General features: G+C 39.7%; 20 protein-coding genes and 1 pseudogene. 4 read left to right on the forward strand and 17 right to left on the reverse strand.

Features of this window, described 5'->3' with window-relative positions; translation table 11 throughout:
• Positions 1-55: 55 nt before the first annotated feature.
• The 8 genes from araA to chvE form a co-directional block, all read right to left on the reverse strand.
• On the reverse strand, positions 56-1,480 hold the full coding sequence (gene araA / locus IGJ99_RS09200; protein ID WP_438770778.1) for an L-arabinose isomerase: 1,425 nt from the start codon (positions 1,478-1,480) through the stop codon (positions 56-58).
• Between the two features lie 21 nt (positions 1,481-1,501).
• Positions 1,502-2,200 (reverse strand): L-ribulose-5-phosphate 4-epimerase, encoded by a 699-nt coding sequence (locus tag IGJ99_RS09205; protein ID WP_438770779.1) that lies wholly within the window; start codon positions 2,198-2,200, stop codon positions 1,502-1,504.
• The gene (locus tag IGJ99_RS09210; RefSeq protein ID WP_438770921.1) at positions 2,194-3,819 is read right to left on the reverse strand and encodes a xylulokinase; all 1,626 of its coding nucleotides are present in this window, start codon (positions 3,817-3,819) and stop codon (positions 2,194-2,196) included. The genes IGJ99_RS09205 and IGJ99_RS09210 overlap by 7 nt, the downstream gene beginning before the upstream one ends.
• A 262-nt stretch (positions 3,820-4,081) precedes the next feature.
• Positions 4,082-5,170, reverse strand: coding sequence for a GntR family transcriptional regulator (locus tag IGJ99_RS09215; RefSeq protein WP_023519954.1), 1,089 nt, complete (start codon positions 5,168-5,170; stop codon positions 4,082-4,084).
• A 176-nt stretch (positions 5,171-5,346) separates the two neighbouring features.
• Positions 5,347-5,670: a hypothetical protein gene (locus IGJ99_RS09220; RefSeq protein WP_010735034.1), complete on the reverse strand. Its 324-nt coding sequence runs from the start codon at positions 5,668-5,670 to the stop codon at positions 5,347-5,349.
• Positions 5,671-5,682: 12 nt separating this feature from the next.
• Positions 5,683-6,885 carry a multiple monosaccharide ABC transporter permease gene (gene mmsB, locus IGJ99_RS09225; RefSeq protein ID WP_375152388.1) on the reverse strand — a complete coding sequence of 401 codons (1,203 nt, stop codon included), beginning with the start codon at positions 6,883-6,885 and terminating at the stop codon, positions 5,683-5,685.
• Positions 6,885-8,417 carry a multiple monosaccharide ABC transporter ATP-binding protein gene (gene mmsA, locus IGJ99_RS09230; RefSeq protein ID WP_010735032.1) on the reverse strand — a complete coding sequence of 511 codons (1,533 nt, stop codon included), beginning with the start codon at positions 8,415-8,417 and terminating at the stop codon, positions 6,885-6,887. Before mmsA ends, mmsB begins: the two co-directional genes overlap by 1 nt.
• Positions 8,418-8,711: 294 nt before the next feature.
• A complete protein-coding gene (gene chvE, locus IGJ99_RS09235) occupies positions 8,712-9,755 on the reverse strand; it encodes a multiple monosaccharide ABC transporter substrate-binding protein (protein WP_375152675.1) in 1,044 nt (347 codons plus the stop codon).
• 274 nt (positions 9,756-10,029) lie between these two features.
• Between chvE and IGJ99_RS09240 the strand changes: the two genes are divergently transcribed.
• The 4 genes from IGJ99_RS09240 (at position 10,030) to IGJ99_RS09255 (ending at position 14,800) form a co-directional block, all read left to right on the forward strand.
• A complete protein-coding gene (locus tag IGJ99_RS09240; protein ID WP_023519957.1) occupies positions 10,030-10,995 on the forward strand; it encodes an ABC transporter substrate-binding protein in 966 nt (321 codons plus the stop codon).
• Positions 10,996-11,003: 8 nt separating this feature from the next.
• Entirely contained in the window at positions 11,004-12,452 is a 1,449-nt protein-coding gene (locus tag IGJ99_RS09245) for a sensor histidine kinase (protein WP_023519958.1), read from the forward strand.
• Positions 12,445-14,031, forward strand: a complete 1,587-nt coding sequence (locus tag IGJ99_RS09250) for a response regulator (RefSeq protein WP_438770780.1) — start codon at positions 12,445-12,447, stop codon at positions 14,029-14,031. The genes IGJ99_RS09245 and IGJ99_RS09250 overlap by 8 nt, the downstream gene beginning before the upstream one ends.
• Positions 14,032-14,143: 112 nt before the next feature.
• Positions 14,144-14,800, forward strand: coding sequence for a YitT family protein (locus IGJ99_RS09255; protein WP_438770781.1), 657 nt, complete (start codon positions 14,144-14,146; stop codon positions 14,798-14,800).
• Positions 14,801-15,137: 337 nt separating this feature from the next.
• Here the strand turns inward: IGJ99_RS09255 and IGJ99_RS09260 are convergent, their stop codons facing one another.
• The 9 genes and pseudogenes from IGJ99_RS09260 to IGJ99_RS09300 form a co-directional block, all read right to left on the reverse strand.
• Positions 15,138-18,500: an LPXTG cell wall anchor domain-containing protein gene (locus IGJ99_RS09260; RefSeq protein ID WP_438770782.1), complete on the reverse strand. Its 3,363-nt coding sequence runs from the start codon at positions 18,498-18,500 to the stop codon at positions 15,138-15,140.
• Positions 18,487-19,938: an FAD-dependent oxidoreductase gene (locus IGJ99_RS09265; RefSeq protein ID WP_023519961.1), complete on the reverse strand. Its 1,452-nt coding sequence runs from the start codon at positions 19,936-19,938 to the stop codon at positions 18,487-18,489. Before IGJ99_RS09265 ends, IGJ99_RS09260 begins: the two co-directional genes overlap by 14 nt.
• 455 nt (positions 19,939-20,393) lie before the next feature.
• Positions 20,394-21,098: a fructose-6-phosphate aldolase gene (locus tag IGJ99_RS09270; RefSeq protein WP_153830221.1), complete on the reverse strand. Its 705-nt coding sequence runs from the start codon at positions 21,096-21,098 to the stop codon at positions 20,394-20,396.
• Between the two features lie 37 nt (positions 21,099-21,135).
• Positions 21,136-21,492, reverse strand: a complete 357-nt coding sequence (locus tag IGJ99_RS09275; protein ID WP_438770783.1) for a PTS glucitol/sorbitol transporter subunit IIA — start codon at positions 21,490-21,492, stop codon at positions 21,136-21,138.
• A 16-nt stretch (positions 21,493-21,508) separates the two neighbouring features.
• Positions 21,509-22,515, reverse strand: a pseudogene (gene srlE / locus IGJ99_RS09280) (PTS glucitol/sorbitol transporter subunit IIB).
• Positions 22,516-22,530: 15 nt separating this feature from the next.
• Entirely contained in the window at positions 22,531-23,085 is a 555-nt protein-coding gene (gene srlA, locus IGJ99_RS09285) for a PTS glucitol/sorbitol transporter subunit IIC (protein ID WP_019723990.1), read from the reverse strand.
• A complete protein-coding gene (locus IGJ99_RS09290) occupies positions 23,085-23,567 on the reverse strand; it encodes a transcriptional regulator GutM (protein ID WP_438770784.1) in 483 nt (160 codons plus the stop codon). Before IGJ99_RS09290 ends, srlA begins: the two co-directional genes overlap by 1 nt.
• Positions 23,564-25,426 (reverse strand): BglG family transcription antiterminator, encoded by a 1,863-nt coding sequence (locus IGJ99_RS09295; protein ID WP_438770785.1) that lies wholly within the window; start codon positions 25,424-25,426, stop codon positions 23,564-23,566. Before IGJ99_RS09295 ends, IGJ99_RS09290 begins: the two co-directional genes overlap by 4 nt.
• A gap of 16 nt (positions 25,427-25,442) precedes the next feature.
• The gene (locus IGJ99_RS09300) at positions 25,443-26,243 is read right to left on the reverse strand and encodes an SDR family oxidoreductase (RefSeq protein ID WP_010735016.1); all 801 of its coding nucleotides are present in this window, start codon (positions 26,241-26,243) and stop codon (positions 25,443-25,445) included.
• Positions 26,244-26,415: the final 172 nt, after the last annotated feature.

Consider the following 26,415-nt stretch of genomic DNA (forward strand, 5'->3'; position numbering starts at 1 on the left):
AGTGTTTGACGTAAGTTTTTCTAAAGTCCCAAAGTCCTTCAATTGATCATTTCACTTATTTGATGACGACATCTTCTAAATCAACCAAGCGCGCCCATGTTTGGATCTGATCAGTAGTAAGGTGCAATGACACAACGGTATGGTGTCCGCCACCTGTGCGGATCCAAGCACCTACTCCCTCATGGAAATTCGGTTTGACTTTCCAAAGTACGCGTGCCACTGGTAAATGTGGGGCTTCTTCTTTTGGTTCGAAGGCTTCCACTTCATTGATCAGCAATTTGTAATGCGTGCCAAAATCTGCCATGGAAACCACGACACCATCGCCTGCTTTACCGTCAAACACCAAACGAGCCGGATCTTCTCGATCACCCATCGATAATGGCGAAACAACGATTTTTGGTCGATTGACTGCCAATGTCGGATCTACTTCCATCATGTGAGATTGTAAAATTGCTTCTTTTCCTGGCGTCAATTCATACGTGTAATCTTCCATAAAACCTGTGTCTTTGTTTTGTGCCATGATTTTTAACATCCGATCCAAAGCAGCTGTTTTCCAATCCCCCTCACCGGCAAATCCGTAGCCTTCTGCCATTAACCGTTGGACTGCCAAGCCAGGTAATTGTTGCATACCGTAAAGATCTTCAAAGTTTGTTGTGAAAGCATTATAATTGCCCGCTTCCAAGAAACGTCTGATCCCGATTTCTTGTTTTGCTTGTACTTTGACATGTGCTTCCCAAGTGTCATGGTCATAATCTGCATAATCAAAATCATAAAGTTGTTTATATTCTTCAAATAATGACGCTACCTCTTCATCAGTGACTTCATCGATCACTTTGACTAAATCGCCGATCCCATAATAGTCGACCACCCAGCCAAACTGGATCTGTGCTTCTACTTTGTCTCCTTCGGTCACAGCCACATTACGCATATTGTCTCCAAACCGAGCAACCTTGATCGAGAAGCTTTCATTATAAGCCACAGCCACGTGCATCCAGTCTGAGATCTGACGTTGCACATCTTCGGATTGCCAATGACCTACCACGATTTCATTTTTCTTATTGAGTCGTGCATTGATAAAACCATATTCCCGATCCCCGTGGGCTGCTTGGTTCAAGTTCATAAAGTCCATGTCGATCGTTTCCCAAGGAATACTCTCATTAAATTGCGTAGCTAAATGCAACAAAGGCTTTTGTAATAACTGCGTGCCACGAATCCACATTTTTGCTGGGGAGAAAGTATGCATCCAAGTGATAACACCTGCTACTTGCTCCTGGTAATTCGCTTCTTTCATGATCGAGGTGATCGTATCAGCAGTTACTGCTAGTTCTTTTAGTACGATCGGATAAGGCAACGTTTGTTGATCATTTAGTGCCGTAACGATCGTCTCTGCATTCTTTTTGACCTGCGCTAACGCTTCTTCCCCGTATAGATGTTGTGAACCTACGACGAACCAAAATTCTTTTTTACTGATTGCTAACATGATTGTAACTCCTCTATTTTTTTATTTTTTTTGGCCATAATACGCATCTTTACCATGCTTGCGTAAATAATGTTTATCTAATATTCGTTGGGGCAATGGTTCAGAAAAACTATTCAATTGGCGAGTAAATAAGTTCATTTTCGCCACTTCATCCAGTACAACGGCATTCATCACCGCTTGGGAAGCATCTTTCCCCCAAGTAAATGGTCCATGGCCATGTAACAACACTCCTGGAATTGCCATGATATCAATATTTCTATTTTGGAATGTCTCAATGATCACATTGCCGGTTTCATGTTCATAACCAGCATCGATTTCTTCTTGTGATAAAAATCTTGCACAAGGAACGCTCCCATAAAAAGTATCTGCATGAGTCGTACCCATGGCGGGTAGATCGATACCCGCTTGTGCCCAGATCGTTGCCCACGTCGAATGCGTATGACAAATCCCACCAATTTCCGGGAAATGTTTGTAGAGAACCGCATGTGTCGGTGTATCGGAAGATGGATTTAGTTCACCTTCGATGACTTGATTATTCAAATCAACAACGACCATATCTGCTGCTTTCATTTCCTCATAACTCACGCCGCTAGGCTTGATGACAAAATAACCCGTTTCCCGATCAAATGCACTCACATTCCCCCATGTGTATTTGATCAGTCCTTGTTTTGGTAAAGCTAAATTCGCTTGATAAACAGATTCTTTCAGATTTTCTAACATTCTTTCACTCCTTCTTCCATTGATACGATCGCGGATGCTTCGATAGGCAATCCTTTTTCATACAGCTCAATAAATTTTTCGTAACCTTTTAAATCTGCCTCTTTAGGCTCGATCGTCAGACCTTCACTAGTTGAAAATACCTCTTTTGCTAAAAATTCTTCCAAAGTCATGCCGTCTGCCGATCGGAGATAAGCAGCTAATAAGGCAATCCCCCAAGCGCCTCCTTCTCCGGCTGTTTCCATGACTGTGACAGGTGCTTCCATTGCTGAAGCTAAAATCGTTTGAGCAACTTTCGGCGTTTTAAAGATCCCGCCATGTGCGACTAAACGATCGATCGTGACTTGTTCGGATTTAAGAATCTCCATCCCTAGACGCATCGCCCCAAAAGCACTTGAAAGGTGCATCCGCATAAAATTCGCTAAATCAAACTTACTATCCGACTGTCGCACGAATAATGGTCTTCCTTGTTCCATTTTTGTGATGTTTTCTCCTGAGTGGTACCCGTAGCTGAGTAATCCTCCACAGCCACTCTCTCCTTGTAGCGCTTTCAAAAATAAGGTTTCATAAATCTGCTGTGTATCGATCGTCACGCCAAGACTCTCACTGAACTCTTTGAAAATCTTGACCCATGCGTTGATTTCTGATGAGCAATTGTTTGTATGCACCATTGCAACAGGGATTCCGTCAGGTGTTGTTACTTGGTCGATTTCTGGATGGATATTTACTAACTCTTTATCCAATACGATCATTGCAAAAGCCGATGTCCCAGCTGAAACATTCCCTGTGCGTAGCCCCACACTGTTCGTTGCGACCATGCCGGTGCCGGCATCCCCTTCTGGTGGGCAAACAGGAATCCCTGCAGATAAGTTACCGGATAGATCTAAGAGCTTGGCTCCCTTTTCAGTCAGCGTCCCTGCAACCTCACCAGCTAAACGAATTTCTGGAAGAAGCGTTTCTAAAGGTTGCATAAAACCTTCTGCTTGTGCCAATTGATCAAAAATAGCAATCTTTTGTGCATCATATCCCTTCGTTTGACGATCGATCGGAAACATTCCTGAAGCATCTCCAACTCCTAATACTTTTTGTCCGGTCAACTGCCAATGGATATACCCAGCTAATGTTGTAAAGTAACTAAGATCTTTTAGATGTGTTTCTTTATTTAAAATTGCTTGATATAGATGGGCAATGCTCCAACGCTGTGGAATCGTATAATGAAAGGCTTTGCTCAATTTTTCTTCTGCCTCTGCGGTAATGGCATTGCGCCACGTGCGAAAAGGAACAAGCAATTCATCGTGCTGATCAAATGCTAAATAACCGTGCATCATTGCGCTAAAGCCGATCGCTCCTATCGTAGTCAGTGTCGTATCATACTCTTCAGAAACCACATCGACTAATTGCTGATAACTCGATTGTAACCCCTTCCAAACCTCGTCAAGTGAATAGGTCCAAATACCGTTTTCTAACTGGTTTTCCCAATCGTAACTTCCAGCTGCAATCGGCTCATAGTGTTGATCGATCAGCACTGCTTTGATTCTCGTCGAACCTAGCTCAATACCTAGTGCTGTTTGTCCTGTGCAAATCGCTTCTATTCGTTTCAGCCTAGTTTCTTTCGCTTCGATGTCAAACGCCCCCTTAGTTTCTCTTTATGATAGTTACAGTATAAAACTTTTTGTACGTACATGTCAATACAAATATAGTTATTTGTTCGTACATAAATCCTTTTTCTTTTTCCTGATAAATTCACATTTATCATATAAAAAAGGCAAAGAGAGTAAATTCCTCCTCTTTACCTTTTTAAGAGCAAATAATCTTGCTAGACATTGACTAATGTTCATTAAATAAATTTTTATCGTATTTGGTACACTTATCGTTTTCCCTCAGCTACTCGCCATTCTTTGTTGCACTTACTGAATCTCTGATCACCAAACTAGGTTCATAGACGATATTTTCTCCTTGATTGCCCGTTTGGATCGTGTGAATGATCCATTCTGCTGCATCTTTCCCCATCCGCTCTTTTGGATGAGTTAAAGTGGTCAGTTTCACTGCGCCCATCTGACTCAACGAGGAATCATCATTTCCGATGATCGACAATTGCTGCGGTACTTGATAACCCTTTGCGATCACCTCATCAAGCAACTGGCTAGCAACTTGATCGTTGTAACAGATGATGCCGGTGCTTGCCGATTCCTTTAGCTGTAAGAGGACTTTTTCACCTAGTTTCCCACGTGAATCAGTCGTGTAGGTAATGATATCTTCCGGCGAAAATTGGATACCGTAGGCTTCGCACGCTTGAATAAATCCTTTCATCCGATATTTCCCTTGTAAATCATCGATTTTCGTGATGAACAGTAATCGCTGATGTCCTTGCTGGATCAAATACTCCGTCCCTTTAAAGCCAACTTTTACATCGTCGACACAAATCGAGGCGACCGCTAATTCTTCATAGACAGCATTGATCATGACCATCGGGATCCCTTGTTCTCTCAATCTGACATAGAGCGCAAGGTTCGGATTATATTCATTACTTTTTGTCGGCTCTACGATTAAGCCATCTACACCAAACTGCAACATTTTTTCCAAGCAGTTTTTTTCTTGTTGATGATCATTATTCGTACTGGCTAGTAAGAGGGAATAGCCTTGTTCACTCAACGCTTTTTCAATTCCTCGGATGATCGAGGGGAATATATAATCCGATAAATACGTCGTGATGACTCCAATCGTTTTTTGGTTTTTTCTACTTTGTGATGTTTTCTTATACGTGTCATCGACATATGTTCCAGAGCCTTTCTCTTTACGCAGATATCCTTCATTGACTAACAGTCCAATCGCTTGTCTTACCGTATGACGGCTGACTTGATAGTCTTTTTGTAATTGGAGTTCAGGTGGTATCGGTTCATTTAGTTTGAAAATTTGGTCAATGATCTTATCCTTTATCTCATCTGCGATCATTTGATATTTTGTTTTATCCATGGTTACTTTGCCAATCCTTTCACTCCGACGTAAGTTGTCCGAACAATTATTTGATATCATTGTAGCACAACTTGTTTTGGAAAGGCTTGTTAACACGAAAAAATATTTACGAGTTTCTTTTTATTAGCGCTTTGTAAGGAACAACTGCTTTTTTTCAGCTTTTAGTTCAAGTGATTTCAAAAGAATTGTAAGATATCTGCTAAGACAGATTCTCCATCAAATGATTCGTAATCCTCTTTACGAATCAATTTGTAAGGAACAGCTTTCACCGTCAGAAAATCTTTTAATCGTTCCACTTCATATTCTGATTGTGGACCGATCATCAGTCCGTCAATCTGCTGGTTTTGGATCGCCTGCTCTGCCACGATTGCTGGTGCAGAGTATACATGTAGAGGTACACCTTTTTCATTTGCTGCATTTTGGATATTTTTTACTAGCAGACCTGAAGTGATCCCAGCGGTGCAAATCAATAATATCCGTTTTTCCTCTGTCGTTTCCATCCGTTCACCACCTTAAGAAATTTTGCGTTTTTTATTGTAAATATCCAATACGACAGCAAGCAACAAAATCAAGCCTTTGATCGCTTGTTGCCAGTCTACTCCAACACCCATGATCGACATCCCATTGTTCAGCACGCCCATGACTAAGCCACCGACGATTGCTCCAGTGATCGTTCCAATCCCTCCAGAAGTGGAAGCTCCTCCGAAATAGACAGAAGCCATCGCATCCAATTCAAGCGAAGTCCCTGCCTGTGGGGTAGCAGCATTTAAACGTGCGGCTAAGATCAGTCCTGCTAAAGCAGCCATGACGCCCATATTCACAAATACCCAAAAAGTGATTTTCTTCGTCTTGATCCCAGATAATTGAGCAGCTTTCAAATTACCACCTGTGGCATAAATTTGTCGTCCCGCAACTGTCCGATTGGTCAAAAATCCATATATCCCAACAATCACACCTAAAATGATCAATATTACTGGAAATCCTTGGTAGGAAGCAAAGATATAACTTAATCCTAAGACAAGAACGATCGTCAATGCCGCTTTGATCAAGAATGCGTTCATTGATGGTACTTCAAATAAATTTTCTTTTCTTCGCGCTCTCGCACGCCATTGAGCAAATACTAAACTAACAGCTAACACGATACCTAAAATCAACGTCAATAAGTGCATTCCAGGAACACCAAAGATATCTGGTAAATACCCCGTCGAGATTTTTTGGAAACCTCCAGGGAAAGGCGCTAAAGATTGCCCTCCTAAGACAACCTGTGTCAAACCACGAAACATCAATAGACCGGCAAGTGTCACGATGAACGCCGGAATCCCTACATAAGCGACCCAAAAGCCTTGCCATGCGCCGATCACTCCACCGACTAATAAACATAAAGGAACGGCGAGCCATGGACTGATGTTGTTGTTGACCATCAACATACCGGCCATCGCTCCAACAAATGCCATGACTGAACCTACCGATAGATCCACGTAGCCTAAAAGCACGACCAACAACATTCCCGCAGCCAAAATCAAAATATGGCTGTTTTGCAACACGATATTCGTTATATTCAGCGGTCTTAAAAAGATCCCGCCGGTCATTAGTTGAAAAGCAATCAATAAAGCAACCAAAATAATGACCATACTATATTTACTAAAGATATCTAATATCTTTTCTTTTACATTCCAAGCTTTTTTTTCCTGACTTTTTTTTGTGACATTTTCCATCAGCCCACTGCCTCCTCTTCCTTTGTCATCAGGTTCATCAATAACTCCTGATTTGCCTCTTCTCTAAGCACTTCTCCCGTCATTTTCCCTTCATTCATGGTATAGATCCGATCACACATACCGATGATCTCAGGTAGTTCAGAAGAAATGATACAGACACATTTTCCTAAGGCAGCCATTTCTTCGATAATCGTGTAGATTTCATACTTTGCCCCGACATCGATACCACGAGTCGGTTCGTCCAGAAATAAAATTTCCGGTTCTGTCATCAACCACTTAGCTAAAACGACTTTTTGTTGATTCCCACCACTTAAACTACCAACGTTTTGGAACACATTAGTGGCTTTGGTCCTCATTTTTTTCCGGAAGTTTTCTGCTTCGATCACTTCTTTTTCTTGATCTAAAATACCACTTCGACTAATTTTTTTGAGACTAGCAATCGTCGTATTTTCTCTGATGTCCATCAAAAGATTCAAGCCAACAGACTTACGATCTTCGGACACATACGCCAACCCATGATCAATTGCTTGAGAAACATCTTTGATCACTAATTCTTTTCCATCTTTAAAAATCTTACCGCTGAGATTGCTTCCATATGATCGACCAAAAATACTCATGGCAAATTCAGTTCGTCCTGCCCCCATCAATCCGGCGATACCAACAATTTCTCCTCGTCGAATCGAAAAATCGATATGATCATTGATGATTCGGTCGGTGGTCAATGGATGATGGACCGTCCAATCCTTGACTTCAAAATAAACCTCGCCGATATCAGGATGACGATCAGGATAACGATTCGTTAAATCACGACCAACCATCCCCTTAATGATCCGTTCTTCACTGATTGCTGTATTTTCTAACGTTTCAATTGTTTGGCCATCTCGTAAGATCGTGATTCTGTCCGCCACCGCAACGATTTCATTCAATTTATGCGAAATGATGATCGAAGTGATCCCTTGATTGCGAAACTCCTTGATCAAGGCTAAAAGATTGGCACTTTCTTCTTCATTCAGTGCTGCTGTCGGTTCATCTAATATGAGTAATCGAACATTTTTAGAAAAAGCCTTCGCAATTTCCACCAACTGTTGATGCCCGACACCGATTTGTGAAACTAAGGTATTTGGATCGATTTTCAAGCCCACTGTTTTTAGTAGATTTTCTGTTTTTCGTTCCGTCAAGTTCCAGTCGATCACGCCATGTTTTGTTTGTTCGTTCCCTAAAAAAATGTTTTCTTTGATGGATAGATAAGGACTCAAGGCTAATTCTTGGTGGATGATCACGATCCCTTTCGCTTCACTATCTCTAAGATTTTTGAATTGGCATACCTCACCGTCATACATGATTTCGCCTGAATAACTGCCATAAGGATACAAACCGCTCAACACATTCATCAACGTGGATTTTCCTGCACCATTCTCGCCACAAAGGGCGTGGATCTCTCCACGTTTGATGCGGAGATTGACATTGTTCAACGCACGAACACCAGAGAATTCTTTGATGATTTCTTTCATTTCTAAAATATAATCTGCCATTTTTTCACTTCCTAATCGAGGGTGTGATAGTAGCGCTCAACTTCGAAAAATAAGCGCGAAAACTGAAAATTGTTCTTCAAATTTTGAGATCTCACGCTTGTTTTTGAAGGAGCTACTACTGAAACACTGTTTATTGAGGTTGTGCCAGAAGCGTTTTGCACTTAGCAATAAGAAAGAAAATTGAAAAATAGTTGGTTATATTTCCCGTTTTTTTGCTTAATATTGAAGGTCAGCTTCTAAACACCGTTTATTCGGTTCTAAGGAGTACAAGAGGACAAATGTTCCAAAGCCCTCTTATTGGCCTAAATCACTTTCACTGTAATACTCAGTATCGATCAGCTCTTGTTTATAATTTTCTTTATCTACAGAAACTGGGTTAGCTAGATAAGTCGGAATGACTTTCACACCGTTATCGTAGGTTTCCTCATCATTGACCGGCACTTCTTTATCATTGTTGATTGCTTCGATCATCTCTACCGTATTATCAGCTAGCACCCGTGTATCTTTAAAGATCGTTTGTGTTTGCTCTCCTGCAATGATGGATTTCACTCCAGCAATCGTTGCATCCTGTCCTGTGATAACTGGAAGTGGTTTGTCGGCTGAGCCATACCCTACTCCTTTTAAGGAAGAAATGATCCCTAAACTAATTGGATCGTAAGGAGAAAGAACTGCATCTAGTTGATCATCTGTATAGTTAGCACTTAATAAGTTATCCATACGTGCTTGTGCAGTTGAGCCATCCCAACGAAGCGTCGCGATTTGATTGAATTTCGTTTGACCTGATGAGACGTTCAATTGTTTGCTGTCGATATAAGGTTGAAGAATCGACATCACACCATTGTAATTGATCAATGCGTTGTTATCGTCAGGCGAACCGCCAAATAATTCGATCGTAAATGGGCCAGCACCATCTTTTAAGCCTAATTTATCTTCGATATAAGAAGCTTGTAAAACACCTACACCAAAATTATCAAATGTTGCATAATAATCGACATATTCAGAGTTCATCAATAAACGGTCATACGCAATGACTTTGATATCCGCCTGATGTGCTTTTTCTAAGACATCTGTCAATGCTGAACCGTCAATCGAAGCAATGACCAACGTATCCACTCCCTTTGTGATCATATTTTCGATTTGCGCCACTTGGTTTTCTACTTTGTCTTCTCCATATTGCAAATCCGTTTTGTAGCCTTTTTCTTCTAGTTGCTTGACCATATTGTCGCCATCTGCGATCCAACGCTCTGCAGATTTTGTTGGCATCGAAATACCTACGAACCCTTTTTCTTCTCCGGCTGCACTGCCATTGCTACAACCAGCAAATACTGTCACTGACATTAATAAAAAAACAATTGCTACCAACCAATTTTTCCCAACTCGTTTCATGTGTGTCCCTCCAAATACTTATTTGATGAATTTATCATAGTTGAAATATAAAACGCTTTCATTGATTATTTTTCTGTGTTTCTATAAATTCCCTCGCAAATTTATGTAAACTTTTGATTTTTCTTCATTTTCTTTTGACGATTCTTGATTTTCTTACGAAATTGACAAACATGCTAATATGAAATTTGAAAACGCTATATGATATAGATAAAAGGGGAGATTCATTATGAAGAACAAAAGTTTTTTTATTCTGGCAGCTTTTTGCCTGTTGTTGACTGGGTGTGCTTTCAACTCTACTGAGCCTACAAAAAATGAGTTGACTATTGGTTTTTCTCAAGCTGGGACTGAAAGTAATTGGCGCAAAGTTCAAAATCAGTCCATCAAAGAAGCACTGGAAAAACAAAATTTCCAAGTCCTTCACCGAAATAGTTACTCTGATCCAAAACAACAGATACAAGATGTGATGACATTTATTGCCTATCAAGTCGATATGATCGTGTTATCTCCTATCGAAGAAACTGGCTGGGATTCTGTTTTGGAAGAAGCCAAAGAAGCGAATATCCCAGTCATCATCGTTGATCGTAACATCACAACGGAAAAACAAGATCTCTATTTGACCCATATTGGTTCAAGTTTCAAAGCACAAGGTAGTCGAGCTGGCCTCTACGTCACCAATCATTACCAGCAAAAAACACAAGAATCGATCCAAGTATTTGAGATACGTGGTTCAGAAAACACATCTCCCACTCGCTTACGATCAGACGGCTTTTTAGAAACTATCGGTCGCGACCCAAGAATCCATGTCAGGCAAGTGATCACCGGAGACTATATTCGCTTAAAAGCCAAAGAACAATTTTCAAAAGCCATTGATGAGGGAAAACTTCAGGGAATCGATGTCATTTATTCTCACAATGATGAAATGACACTAGGTGCCTTAGATGCGATCAAGGAAAAAAAGCTCGAAAAGAATTTTGTGATTGTCAGCATTGATGCACAAAAAGAGATGATTGATCAATTAAAAAAAGGAAAGGTCAACTGTGTGGTAGAATGCAATCCTTTTATGGGTGAACTAGTAGCCAATACAGTCAAACGCTACTTCGAAAAGAAAGCGATTCCACAAGACATCTACGTTTCTGATACGGTGTTCTCAGATCAAAATGATTTTTCAACGATCCCACCGCGGGGATATTAGGAGGAAAAATGAAAAAGAACGAAAGCATTAAAGTACTACTTCGACATACAAGTTGGCTCATGTTATCTTTAGCAATCACGCCTTTGATCATTAGCATTGCACTTTATACACATTATCTTTTTTCCTATGAAAAAAGTATCCATAATATCTCGATTGCTAATCAAATCGCCAGTAATGTAGAAGAAACGATCATCGAAGAAGCTCTTGGATTAACTTATGGACAGATCACACCTGAAGAATTCCAAAAGAGCAACCAGATCAATCGCATCAAAGAAGAAATCAGTGCAATCAAGGTCAGCACTCAAAACTCACAAGAATTAGCAACACTCAATATCGTTTTGCGCTCCCTTGATAATGTTTCTGACTATTTAGACAAAATCATTGCAAATATCCATCAAAAAGAAACATTCGCAGAGAATCAAGCATTGATGTTACATGTTGAATCTGCGGTCAAACTTGCCCATGACATCTTACAAGATTTTGTCAAAATCGAAATCGATACAGCTTCCGTAAAAAGTGAAGAAGTTCGCAGTTCCTTGGTGATTCTCTCCACCATCGAGGCTGTTATCATCGCGCTGATTTTCCTAATGACAAGAAAGTTCAACACGAAAATGATGTACCAAATTCAACAGCCTATGGATGAAATGATCAAAATGGCTGATGCTTTAGCAGAAGGACATTTAAATCATCGGATCAAAACTCCACAAAATAATGAGTTAAAAAAATTAAGTAATAGCATGAATGATATGGCTGATAACTTAGTGATTTTGTTAGAGGAAAATGCGTTGAAACAATATAATCTTGCGCAAAGTGAAGTCAGGACACTACAAGCTCAGATCATTCCCCATTTTATTTATAATAGTTTAGATGCCATTTTGGTCTTGGCAGAAATGGGTCAAATTGAAAAAGTCAAAGAAATGACATATTCCTTATCTGACTTTTTCCGCATTTCATTAAGCCAAGGAAAAGACTGGATACCAGTCGAACAGGAAATTCGACATTGCGACAATTACCTGAAGATTTTGCAAATCCGCTATGGAGACCAATTATCTTATCAATTAACCATTGATCCAAAAGTCAATAATCATCCAATATTGAAAATGATTCTTCAACCATTGATTGAAAATGCGGTCTATCATGGAACCAAATTGGTACGTCGGCCAGGAAAAATCATCGTAAAAGCGTATATAGACCAAGAAGAATTTATCCATTTTTGGATCATTGATAACGGAAAAGGGATTACTGAAACCAAGTTAGAGGAGATCAACCAAGAACTCGCAGATGGTCTAGATACTAATTTCCATAAAGGATATGGACTCTTTAATGTCAACAAACGCTTGCTTTTATACTATGGAACCGATGCAAGTATCAAGATTACTAGTCGGATCGATCATGGAACGGTCATCCATGTCGTTGTCCCTACAAAAAATATAGATAGGAATGAAGCAAATGTATAAAATTTTTATTGCAGAAGATGAACATTTGATTCGCGAATCATTGAAGAGGATGATCACTGAATTTTCAACCTTTTTACCTTTGGGCTCTATTGAAGATGCCAGCGATGGCGAACTTGCTTTATCAATGATTGCCGAGCAGAAACCAGATATCTTATTGACAGATATTCGTATGCCTTTTATGAATGGGATTGAATTAGCCAATGAAGTAAAAAAACTTTTGCCTGATATCCAAATCATTTTTATTAGTGGATATGATGAATTTACGTATGCAAAAGCTGCGATTCAACTTCAAGTAGCCGAGTATCTGTTAAAACCGATCAAACCTAATGAACTACAAAAAAGCCTAGAACAAATCATTCAAAAACTAGAAGCTGACTCCTTATTGAAACAGTCTAAAGAAACAAATGGCTATTCCTTAGAAGTACAAAAAAACTTCTACTTGAATGCCCTGTTCAATAATCAGTTACTACTTTCAGAAGCAATTGAAGAAGGTCGAAAACTTGAACGTGAAATCGCCGGAAATAAATATATGGTTCTTTTGATCGCAAATCATACAAATAAATTTTTTTCAGATTATGATATTTTTCATGAAAAGATGGCTGAGCTATTCGATCACGATAAACAAATACTTTTTTCTTCCCTTTCTTCACGATTTATCAAACTATTGATTTTTGATCCAAATGAAGATCTATTACAAAAAAAAGCAAATCAGGTTGCATTGCTTTCTCACAAAACATTAGGGCATACAACAGATGATTTAGTTATTGCAATCGGATATCCTGTGAAACGAATCAGCGAAATTCCACATAGTTATCAGACTGCTGTTCATTTGCTCAGTTACTTGAAGATCGATCCTAAAATAAAAATTCTTTCTTATTTAGATTATGAAAAAAAGCTTGGCAATTACGGACAATCTTTTGATCTAAAAGAATCCATTCGTTTACTAAGAAAAAGCGAAATTTCTTCGTTTGTTGAGAAGTTGGTCAAACAGACCAATCAACATGCCGATCCACTTCTCGTTAGGCATCTGATCATCAATGAGTTGAATGAATTAGTAACGATACGTCAAAACCAAACCAATCAAGTCGTTTCTTTTACCACTACAGAGGAAATTCCGAACATTCTGTCAGAGAGGCCTCTCTTCATCCAATACCTTGAACAAATGATTTACTTTTTAAAAGAAATGGTACTTGAGAATCACATGAATCAATATAAAGAAGTACTCGAACAATCCATCACGTATATTGAAAACCACTATTTTGAACCAGAGCTTTCTCTTAAAGAAGTGGCTAATCATGTCCATTTGAGCAGCTCACATTTCAGTACGATTTTTTCTCAAGGAATAGGACAAACATTTATTGACTATCTTACTGAACAACGATTGAGCATGGCTAGGCGACTTTTGCGGGAAACCAATTCAAAACTATCTGTCATAGCCTCAGAAGTGGGATACAATGATCCAAATTATTTTAGTTCTATTTTTAAGCGAAAAGAAAAAATCTCACCAAAAGAGTATCGAAAAATGAAAAAAAATCGTACACTTTCTTTACAAGAAAATAATTATCTAGTCAACAAATAAGCAACAAAGTCGCGGAGTATTTTTTTCAGTTTAGTCTGAAAAAGTTGTTACTTTCTTAACTGGACTACTTGCTATAATTATAGAAATAGTGAAAAAAGAAAGGAATACGCGTGTGAAAGCAGAAATAAAGAAATTACCTGTGATTATTGTTGGAATCATTAGTATTACTGTGGGACTAAATATGTTTTTGCTTCCACATCAAATTGCTTCAGCAGGCGTAGGATCAATTGGTTTTCTTCTAGAAATGGTCTTGCTGATCGACCGGACATTGATTGTTTGGGCAATCAATCTAGCGATGCTGTGTTTAGCTTTTATCTTTCTGGAAAGAGCAGTTTTTTTTAAAACTCTGATAGGTAGTTTGATATTTCCGATTATTTTAGCATACACACCGGCTTTGGTAATCACCCAACATTTCCCAATCGCCTTAGTCGCTGGCAGTTTTCTATTTAGTCTTGGAATATTCATTCTTTATCAAATCGGCGCGTCAAACGGCGGGGTTACGGTTCCCCCATTGATTTTCAAAAAATATTTTGGGATCGAACATGCTCTAGGCGTTTTACTGACAAATACCGTGATCATCGCTCTAAACCTTGTGATTCTTGGGATAAGACAAGCGGTTATCTCTGCCATCTCTATTTATCTCATTTCATTTTTCATGAAAAAACTATTACAATTTCAAACTCAATTTTTAGCTATTAAGCCGATTGATTTAGTGAATGAGAGTTCGCCTATTCTAGATGAACAACCTAATAAAAATCTAGCAGGATAAGCATTGTAACTAATAGCTATTAGAAAACAACCCATGAAATCCAAAAATAGGAAACTATTTTCGGGGTTTCATGGATTGTTTTCTATCGTTTTATTTTATCCATTCTTTAGTTGGAATGAGTTGAATCAAAATGACCACTTCCAAATAAAGTGTCTGGACATTAGTCCTATCACACACCTAAAACCGAATAAACAGCAGAAACAAAAGTAACATCATTGGAAATAAGGCACCATCCACTAAAACAAATTTCGTGGATGGTGCCTTTTTTTCGAGGCTAAGCACTTATGCTTCGATTTCTTGCTTATCGAGGTAAAAGTACTCTATTGTATCTTATCTTCTACTTTTTATCCTTATTTTCCTCTTTATTTTCTTGTTCTTCATCTTCCTCTTTGATCACACGTTCGACACGATCTTCATCCTTTTGTAATTCACGACGTTTACGTTTGAATAGTCCAAAGAATCCCGCAAAAGCAACAAGTATTCCACCAACAAATTTTCCAAAAATCCCTGAAGTTGAACCAGTCTTAGGTAATTGCTTACCTGAAACATCTTCAGAGTCACTTGTTCCTTGTGTGTTAGTCGTTTGGTTATTACTAGATAATCCATCGTTAGAGCTGTTATCACTTAGTACTTGGGTTCTTACAATTTGATTATCTGTATTGGTAGTCTCAGTTGTTGTGGTACTACTTAAATCAGTTCCTCCACCACCGGTTCTTGGATTTACCTCTGGTGTTGTCGTGCCTAGGTCGGTTTCGCCGTCTCCTGTACCTGGATCTACTTCTGGTGTGCCTGTTCCTGGGTCAGTTTCTCCGCCTGTGCTTGGGTCTACCTCTGGCGTGCCTATTCCTGGATCGGTTTCCCCGCCTGTACTTGGGTCTACTTCTGGTGTACCTGTTCCTGGATCGGTTTCCCCGCCTGTACTTGGGTCTACCTCTGGCGTGCCTGTTCCTGGATCGGTTTCCCCGCCTGTTCCTGGGTCAACTTCTGGCGTTGTTGTCCCTGGGTCAGTTTCCCCTCCTGTACCTGGATCTACTTCTGGTGTGCCTGTTCCTGGATCAATTTCGCCACCTGTGCCGGGGTCTACTTCCGGCGTTGTTGTCCCTGGATCAGTCTCGCCTACGCCTGTGCCGGGGTCTACTTCCGGTGTTGTCGTTCCGGGACCAGTCTCGCCTCCGCCCGTTCCTGGATCTACTTCCGGCGTTCCGGTGCCTGGATCAGTTTCGCCGCCTGTGCCGGGGTCTACCTCTGGCGTAGTTGTTCCTGGATCAGTCTCGTCTCCGCCCGTTCCTGGATCTATTTCCGGCTTTCCAGTGTCTGGATCAGTTTCGCCACCTGTGCCGGGGTCTACTTCTGGTGTGCCTGTTCCTGGATCAGTTTCGCCGCCTGTGCCGGGGTCTACTTCCGGCGTTGTCGTTCCGGGATCAGTTTTGCCGCCACCTGTTCCGGGATCGACTTCTGGTGTGCCTGTGCCTGGATCAGTTTCGCCGCCTGTGCCGGGGTCTACTTCCGGCGTTGTTGTACCTGGGTCAGTTTCGCCGCCCGTTCCGGGATCTACCTCTGGCGTAGTTGTTCCTGGATCAGTCTCGCCTCCACCTGTTCCGGGGTCTACCTCTGGCGTAGTTGTTCCTGGATCAGTCTCGCCTCCACCTGTTCCGGGATCGACTTCCGGCGTTGTTGTACCTGGGTCAGTTTCGCCGCCCGTTCCGGGATTGACTTCCGGTGTTGTCGTTCCGGGATCGGTTTCGTCGCCTGTGCCTGGGTCTACTTCCGGTGTTGTCGTTCCGGGATCGGTTTCTCCACCTGTGCCTGGATCGACTTCTGGCGTGCCTGTGCCTGGATCAGTAGTTTCTCCGCCACCTGTGCCTGGATCGACTTCTGGCGTGCCTGTGCCTGGATCAGTAGTTTCTCCGCCACCGGCGCCGGGATCTACCTCTGGCGTAGTTGTTCCTGGATCAGTAGATTCTCCGCCACCTGTGCCTGGATCGACTTCTGGTGTAGTTGTTCCTGGGGTCACTTGTGGGTTGGTTGCATCCGGTGTTGTTGCATCTGGTGAAGCCATATCCGTCATTGAGGAAGAAATATAAGCAAATTCTCCCCCGATTTGGTAGATATTAAAGTTCGTATCTTTCACAACGATCGTAAAATCACTGCCGCTTCCGTTTGCACCAGTTAAATAACCAGCATACTGAACCCCATTGACCATGATTGGTTGAGCAACAAACTGATTATAAGACACACCGTCTACTGTTATATTGACCGTACTTATAACTGAAGAAAAGTTTGTCTGAGAAACCTGTCCTGTTTTCACAGTTACTGCCGAATTCGCTGTAATCGTGTGTCCGCCATATCCACCACCAGAAAACGTCGCTGTCTGATTCCATCCTGCTAATCCAGCTGCGTCTTCTGCGAGATTACCATCAACTGCTCCCCCAGGACTAATACCTGATTGAGAACCACTATACGTTGGCATCGACATCTCATCTGCGTATGCTGTAGTTGAATCAGTGGCTTTTTGCTCGTCTAAACTAACGGTCACATATTCATATTTCAATGACTCGATCACTTGATCTTTTGCTTGGATTTCATAGTAAGTTGTATTTTCATCCGCTAATTGATCAACGAAATTTACTTTTACATTGATATTGGATTCATCTGTATTTAACCAAGAATCTGTGTTCTCAAAACTCCGTACACCGTGCAAGGATAAAGACGTTTTCAAGCTGTCGACTGTACTACCGAACTGAACAGGTGAGACCAAGTAATGACCATTGATCTCTAAAGGCAATCCATGTGTCGACGAAGAAAATGTGAAATAACCATCTGCTTGATTTTTACCATGGTCGGTAGAAATAGACTCATCATGATAAACTGCATAATAGGTACTACCTTCATAAGTGATGGAAAAATTCTTCTCCATTGCATCTTCAAAATCGCTTTTGATTTCATCTGTTAATTTTGCTTGACCATTTTCTGCTTTCACGTTCAGAGAAAAGCCTGTATCGATTTTCATATTTCCTAATACTGCACCATCATCCGCGGTAAAGTTGGTGCTTTCAGGTTTCGTTTTAGATGAGAAACTTAAGGATTTTTCTCTCGTACTTGCAACTACTTTTGAATCTTTCCAGTTTGCAGAATCTTCATAAGCCTTTTCTTTGGATTCATATAAATGAGGAGAGACCGTTTTATAATTATCTTGTGAAGTTACCTTCACATTCGGATTTGCTTGGATCAATTGCCGATAGCTTGACATTTTCATTACTTGCGCATCACTTGTAGATAAAGTGGAAGTTTGGTAATAAACGTCCGCATCTTTGATTCCTAGAATTTGTTGGATATCATATGCCGTATGACTATCACTGACTTTGATCCCTTCTCCTTCATACATAGAAGAAAGTTTTTCTTTACTTGGTAGTTGATCCATTAACTTAGCTACAAAGCCAGTATTTGTCTTCACACTGCTACTTTGACCTTTTTGTAAGGATTGATTCAATTCATCCACAGAAGTATGTTCAATATCTTGGATGGTCTCATCTTCAACAAGTCGCTTTTCGGACAAAGAGGAACTGTCTGCAGAGGCAGAAAGATTTGGAATCGTGACGCCACCGATAAATGCACCAGCACCTACTGTCAACAGTGCGCCAGCTTCAATCATTCGCTTTTGTTTTTTTGACATCTCTTTATCTGGTTTATTTAATTTCATTTGATCTCTCTTCTTTGCCATCACGACCACTCTCTCTTTCTTTTTCCCTAACTAAAGAGGCTAATATTTTTGTAAAACCTAGAGGATTCTTGTAGCCATGTTCATAAAAGAAATCCGTAAATTCAATTTCTGGCACGGTCACATTTTTTTGGATTGCTAAACTGATGATATTGACATATTGAGAAATATCAACTGTTCCTAGAACCTGCAATCCTAAGATTTTTTTTGTTTTCTTCTCATAAACTAGATAAATACTTGAATAATGATTCTTTCTGCCTTTTTCAATTGGTGAGTATTTGACAATCGATTCATGCACAAGCTGTCCGCCACGCTCTAGATAACGATTCTGGTAGTGTACTTCTTCTGCATCATATCCGAATTTTCTTGCTTGATTCAATGTAATCCCAGTATTCGCAATGGTAAATCCATCCATATTGAATTTATAAGTCCCTGTGGTCATTGCTACTTCTTGCTTTTTCTCGTGGATATTGACAGCAGCGATCAGTCCTTGACGAAAAGCATCGGAAGCATGAGGATTATAAATATTTTCTTTGGTCAAGTCCATATAAGTCGTAGAACAATCCCCTATCGCTAAAATCGAATCATCTGTTGTATACATGTACTTATCAACGACGATTGCTCCACGGTCACCGGTTTCGACTTGTCCAGCTAATAAGAACGAATTTGGTCGGAAGCCAACAGAAACAAAGACGCCATCTGCACGGATAGTCAAATCAGAAGAAGTTTCAACTTCGATTTTAGGTCGACTCCAGATTTTTTTATCAATTGTATGGTAGCTTGTCACTCTAGTACCTAGTAATAGTTGGATACCTTCTTCTTCTAGTTGCTTCTCTACTTCGATTGCGGCATTCTCATCCAAATATTTGTCAAGGATTCTTGCATTTGATTGGATCAAAGTGACTTTCATTTTTCGTTGAGCTAAGATACGAGCAATCTCTACACCGACCAGTCCAGCGCCAATCACTACCGCATGATGGGCTTCTGATATAAATTTTTCAATTGCTTCAGCATCCTTACGCTCTTTCAAAAGAAAAAGTGTCTCATTCAGTTTTCCGCCAGTTGGAGGAAGGTTGGGATACGAGCCCGCAGCCATGATCAATCGGTCATAAGTTATTTCGTGCTCATGTTGACTTAACACATTTCTAAAATTCAACGTCTTCTTTTTCGCATCGATGTTGGTTACTTCTTTTTGAATGCGTAAATCCACTCCTTGAGCAATAATTTCATGCGGTGTTGCATAATTTGCTTGGGAGTGGATATCTTGATGTCCCATCAAAAATAATGGGATTGTTTGGGAGACAAATGTTATTTCATCTTTTTTTTCAAATACGATTACTTCATCGTCTGGATATTCCTCACGAATACGAAGTGCTGCGGCAATCCCCGCGTGGTTTCCTCCAACAATTATGATCCTCATCAACTGCCTCCTTCATTAATAAAAGCATGCTATAAAATATACATAATGTTATTTTTAATCTACTATTTATATAAATTATATCACTTAGAAAGACTAGTTGTCAGTTATAAAGGTCTAACCACTAAGACGCAATGAAGCAACTATTTCCTCTTCCATTTATTCAAATCGGTATATTAAAGAATATAATCTTTCTTGCTTCAACGGATGAAATATACCGTTCATTTTTTTAGTAAACATCCAGTCATAAAGTAGATATGCTTATTTGTTGAATGTCATAAAAAAATAATTTTTTACGATATCAACTATATGTAGACGGACATATGAAGTTCCCATTCCATTGTTGGTTTAACTACACGGTGACTATTTGATTATGGATGAATATAATAAATATAACGTTATTTAAAAAAGAGCCATAGAACGGATCGATCAACCATTCCATGACTCTTTATTCTTTTTTATTTAGTAGGACTTATCGCCCCTGTTGCTGCTAATGCTTTCACATCTTTGACACCGAATGTCTCTTCCCAATCTTTCCTAAAATCTGTCACTGCCTTATGAATGGAAGGCATACCGAATACTTGTGCAAAAATATCTGGTGACGCAGTAATACTGTGCGCCCCTTGGCGACAAGCATGATTGACTTGTGCAACATTTTTAAAACTAGCAGCTAAGATCTTGCTCTGAGATTGCGTTCGTTCGATTTCCATTGCTAATGCTTTGATAATAGCAACAGCATCGATATTCAGATTTTCCATACGGTTATAATAAGGTGCCACATAATCGGCACCTGCGGCAATTGCTAAGTATCCTTGCATTTCAGAGTAGATAGCGGTTGCAGTGACATATGCTCCTTTGGCTTTCAGTTGTTTGATGGCAGCCAGTCCTGGTTCGTTTACTGGTACTTTAATGAAGATATCCTTACCAAGGTGATCCATGATTACTTGGGCATCAGTTAAGATTTCCTCCGTTGTTTCTCCAACTACTTGTACATGTAAACTTGCTTTTCCAATGAGCTTCTTGATTTCTTTCAAGTGAGCAAACAAATCAATCTTTCCTTCTTTTTTGATGATTGAAGCATTCGACGTTACTCCAGATAGCGGAAGGATCGATTGGTAATAACTAATTTTCTCAATATTGATCGTATCTAACATAAATTCCATTTTATTCATCCTTTCAACAGATATGTTGCTCTGTATTTTACTTAATACTGATTTTAGTCTTGATACCAATCTCAACGATTTCTTTTCCTTCGACGTATAAAGTACCTGGAAGTTCAGGTGTTACCGCTCCATCAAATTTAATTGTGATATGTCCAAGCTCTTTTAGATTATCATTGACCAAACTTCCGACAGACGTGATGCGATAGCTTGTCTCATCGACGAAGAGCTGTTGTCCTACTTTGATCTCTCCGTGGATTGGCTGAAGTTCAATATGGTAACAATAGGCTGATAGCATATCGGGTGCATCTTTTCCAAATAGTATCGCGAGCTTCTCTTCTTTAAAGAGCGTAGCTTCTGCGCCAATCGAAGTGACTTTTGTTGAATAAACTGACATTTTTTTCCTCCTAGATTCAACTATACATTCCAAAGCTTGCTATCCATGCGACTAACACCCTAGGTACACCGTTTAAAAAGCGTGAATATAAAACGGAAGGTACGCCAACCTCTACTGTTTCAGCCTCTGCTTCTTCTAAGCCTAATCCGACAGGGATGAAATCACAAGCATTTTGAGTATTGATGGCAAATAACGCAGGTAAAGCAAGCTGTGGTGGAATATTGCCTTTTCCGATCTCCACCCCGATCAGTGTCCCGATGACTTGGCTGATTACTGCCCCAGGTCCTAATAATGGAGAAAGAAACGGTAAGGAACAGATAAAACCGATGATCATCAACCCCCAAATATTCCCTGCTAAAGGTGCCATAATATTGGCAAAGAAATTACCGATACCAGATCCTTGTATGATCCCGATCAACAAAGAAACAAATGCCATGAATGGAATGACCGTATTGATCATCGTCTGTACACCTTCGCGCGCGGACTGATTAAAAGTTGCCACTACTTTTCCTGCACCCATGCCGATTTTTGCAATAAAATTCTGCTGTTCAGCTTTTTGTTCAGTAATTTTTTTGCTTGTATCGTATTTATATTCACGTGCTGCTACACGCTTATTTTCTATGTTATCAGATTGACCGACTGTGCCTTCTTCAGTAGTCAGTGTGATTTGATTGATCCCTACTGCCGAGACGTAAATGTCTTCTGTAATGTATTGTGCTAATGGTCCGCTTTTTCCTGTTGGTACGACATTGATCGTAGGTATTCCTTTTTTTGGATAGATCCCACAACGCAACGTTCCTCCGCAATCAACGATTGCTAAAGCGATTTCATTATCTGGGATAGAAGTTTTAAAGCCATTGACTGCTTCCATGCCTGTCAATTCAGCAATTTTATCGACGATTGCTGGCTTTTCTCCCCCACCAGTAATATAAATGAATTTGTATTTTCTTCTGTTGGTGTGATCACTAATGGCCCTCCGAACCCACCAGTTCCTCTTACAATTCGAATACTATGATAGCTCATTTTCTCACTTCCTCCTTATTCTGTCGCTGTTTCTACTGTTTTACTCAGGGTAACCCCTTGTTGTTTACAAACATATGCGGTGGTAAAATCTGTCACCCAACCACCAATAAAATTCATAAGAATTCCGACAAACATATAACGTACAGCTAATTCCATTGAATTTAATCCTAAGGTTGTGATTCCTTGGGCGATTCCTAACCAAACAAATAATTCACCCGGATTGATGTGGGGAAAGACGCCATTGCTCGTATGACAAAATTGTGCTTGAGAAGCATAATAGCTTGGCTTGTAATATTCAGGCAAAAAGCGAGCCATTGTAAAAGACATCGGATTCCCCAACATAAAGGCAGATAAAAAAGGTAAGATCAAATATCTTGTGACGGGATTCTTCGTTGATAGTTTGGCAACTTTAGTTACTCGTTCTTCACCTAAGAAAGCAATCAGTGTATTCATTGCGACCATTAGGATCAACACTACAGGGACGATACCAGTCATCCAAGATATAAAAGTTTCCGCACCCGTTTCAAATAAACCGATGAAGCCTTCCGCAAATTTTGTGATATATTCCATTATTCAACACTCCTTTTTTTTGATAGGTATTGTTTTTTCCATAAACTGAATTGAATGCCAAGCATCGTAAGTGGGGAAGGTAGCGATTCTTCTTGATAATTGCCTAGTTCTACCCGCAAATAGATTTCTCTGGCATTTGCCATTTCTTGTTGCACCAATTTATTTTCTGTTCGTACCAAAGGATGATAGTTGTCGATGTAGTGGATATCTGTTCCGATATATTGTGGCAATAGACCAAATTTTGCTAGAACAGTCACGCCCTGCATCTTTCGCGCATCAATAATGATCCCTTTTTGATCGACAGCAAACATGACGATCGTTCCTGCTTTGATTTTTCCAGATCGACGACCGATAGCCACCTTCCCTTTTCTGCGCATTTCTAGATAGATTTGATTAAAGTGCTTGATTTGTTTCATTCCAAATATTACTTGCAGTCCGTAAGCAACAAGTGCAAATGCGCCGAATATATATATGAAATTCATGTTATGACCCCCTTTCGTATCATCCAATTTTGTAACCCAACTAAATCATCCAAACGACATAGTTCACTTCTAAATTCAGGATCGCCAATAACAGCAAAAAGCTGATCATACAGTTTTAGCAATTCTTTTTCTTTTTCCATCGTTAGATCTTGTGGAATGGCTAACAACAAGACGACTTGTACTTGTCCGTTGATCGTGGAGATTCCTTTCCTAAAGATACCCACTGATAAAATAATTTCAGCCGATTTTTTATTGATGGCATGAGGAAAAGCAATGCCATATTCAAAAATCGTACTCCTTAACTTTTCTCTAATAAACAGTTGCTCCTTAAATTCTTGATCGACTAAGCCTTTGCTCTCAAGAGATTCAAGCATATGATCAAGATTTTGTTTGTAGGGTTTCTTTTCATTTAAAATCTCAAAATCTAATTTTAAGTGATGAACGTTTGCGGCTCTCAACTTTTCTGCTTTACGCCACTCTTCTTGCAACCAAGTTTCGTTGAATAGATTGATCAATCGAATGATTGGGGTATGTTTCTTTACATTTTTCAGCGGAATGGTTGTAAAAACAGCAAAATATTGGTCTAAGTCTTCCTGCTGATACTCCTCCTCAGAAAAATGGACCATGATGATTTGCGGACCCAAAACCCGTTCCAATTGACGGCGAATAATCAAGGCTGTTCCTTTTCCGGTATTACAGACGATTGCAATTTCTTTGTGTTCGTTGTTACTGGTTTGTTTCCTCAATGCAAGTTCAAAATAAAAGGCAATATAGCTGATTTCAACAGTCGGAACCACTCGTTGTAACTGCTCCCCGATCTGCTGTAGACCAATTTTTGCCAGTTCATAGGCTAGAGGATATTGGGATTCGATTTCACCATAGAACAGATCTTGAAGCTCTATTCGAAAAATCAAACGATTGAGCATGTAAATAAAGTGCTCTTTTATTTCATGGACTAAGAAGGTTTCATCAAATTCTACTAGTAAATTTTGATGAATTGTCTCTATCATTTGTTGAAATAACTGTTCGATTTTTTGCTCATCAATAGTAGACTTATCCATGCCAGCAATAGCACTTATATTAAGAGGAAAACTGAGAAAAGCTTGTTCTGTTTGGCTTAATGTGATGCTATATTCATATTCCAAATGATGGATCAATTCGACAAAAGCAGGATGACTCGTCATAAGGTCCATATATTCATTTGGCAAATCTACCAGTATATTTCCTTTAAGGAGTCGTTTCATTGTAATAGAAATCGTTTTTTTCAAAAGAAAGCCCTGATTTTTAGGTAAATTAAATTTTTGAACTACGTGTTCTACGAAATCTTGTGTGCGTTCTGATAATGGACGTTCGGCAAAATATTCTTGTACATAATGAAGGTGTAACAGTCGTAGATCCAGTTCTTCTCCACGCATACGCAGTCCACGATTCGGCGTTCCAATCACTTCGACATTAAAAGAGGAAATCAGTTTTTTCATCACTCGTAGATCTTTAACGACAGTACTTCGGCTGACCCCTAATGCTTCTGACAGATCATCGATCAGCAAAAAATCTTTTTGCTCGATCAGCTTCTTGACGATAAAGAAAACTCTTTTACTGCAAGAATTAAAATCGCTCTTCCGCCTCAAACTGCCGTTCATTATCAAATCAAATTTTTCAAAATTTTCAATTTCGATATGAAAATCATTCTTATGTTGAACGATTTCTGCAATTCCAATCAATTCTTCGTTTAAAGATTCAATGCTGGTTTTTACCGTTTGCGTACTTGTATTCAGCTGTTGTTTCAAACTGCCGATCCTCATTTCTTTGTGGGTAACCAGTAATTGTAGAATTTGATACCATCTGTTCACCACCGTCATTTACTTCCCCCACTTTTTATCCTCTAGTTTTTCCTCCGGCCACATTTGTGGTTACTCCAGTGATATAACTCGAACGATCAGATAGATAGTAACTAACTAAGTCAGCGACTTCTTTTAATTTCCCGCTTCGACCTAATGGAATCGTGCTCGTTTTGGCATAACCTGCTCTAAGCTCTTCAATCGTGATGCCACGAGTATAGGCCAAGGCTTCTTCATAAGAAAGTGTGCGTAGTCCGGTTTCCTCCATGATTCCTGGGGCGATCCCTATTACCCGAACATTTGATTTTCCTAACTCTTTTGCCCAAGATCGAGTAAAGCTGTTGACAGCGGCTTTCGTTGCCGCATACGCACTTTGCCCCTCTGAACCTTCAAGTCCTGATTCAGAAGACATATTGATGATTACTCCTTCTCCTTTAGCAACTAAGATTCTACTTACTGCTTGAGTCATCAAATATAATCCTTTTTGATTGATTGCGATGATTTTGTCAAATACTTCCTCGGATAATTCATATCTCCCATGCGCTTGCTTTTTATCCACTAATAAGCGTGGAATGTTGATGCCTGCATTGTTGACCAAACCATCTATCGTACCAAAGTGGTCCTTTACTTTTGCAACTCCAGCTTCTACTTCTTGTCGTAATGTTATATTGGTTTTTACAAATAATAATCGTTGATGTTTAAGTGTCGAATCTTTAATATCAAAATTTGCTACATTGACATGTTGTTCCAATAGACTTTCTACGATACTTTTCCCGATACCAGAAGATCCTCCGGTTACAATAATCGTTTTCCCCTCAATGTTCAGCCAATTTGTCATAAGCTATCACCCCTTTTTTGTTTACGCTTTCAGTATAGCTACGTAGAAGAAAATAATTAAGTCAGACTTTTTTTGAATTTCCAAAAAAAATCTGACTTAATGTCTTTTTATGAGTGATGTTTTTTTTATTTACTAGTTCTTTCCTTTATAATATTTTTTTACGTGAGGATTA

This window comes from Enterococcus sp. AZ095b (assembly GCF_051714725.1).
In the GTDB taxonomy this organism is placed as follows: domain Bacteria; phylum Bacillota; class Bacilli; order Lactobacillales; family Enterococcaceae; genus Enterococcus_B; species Enterococcus_B pernyi.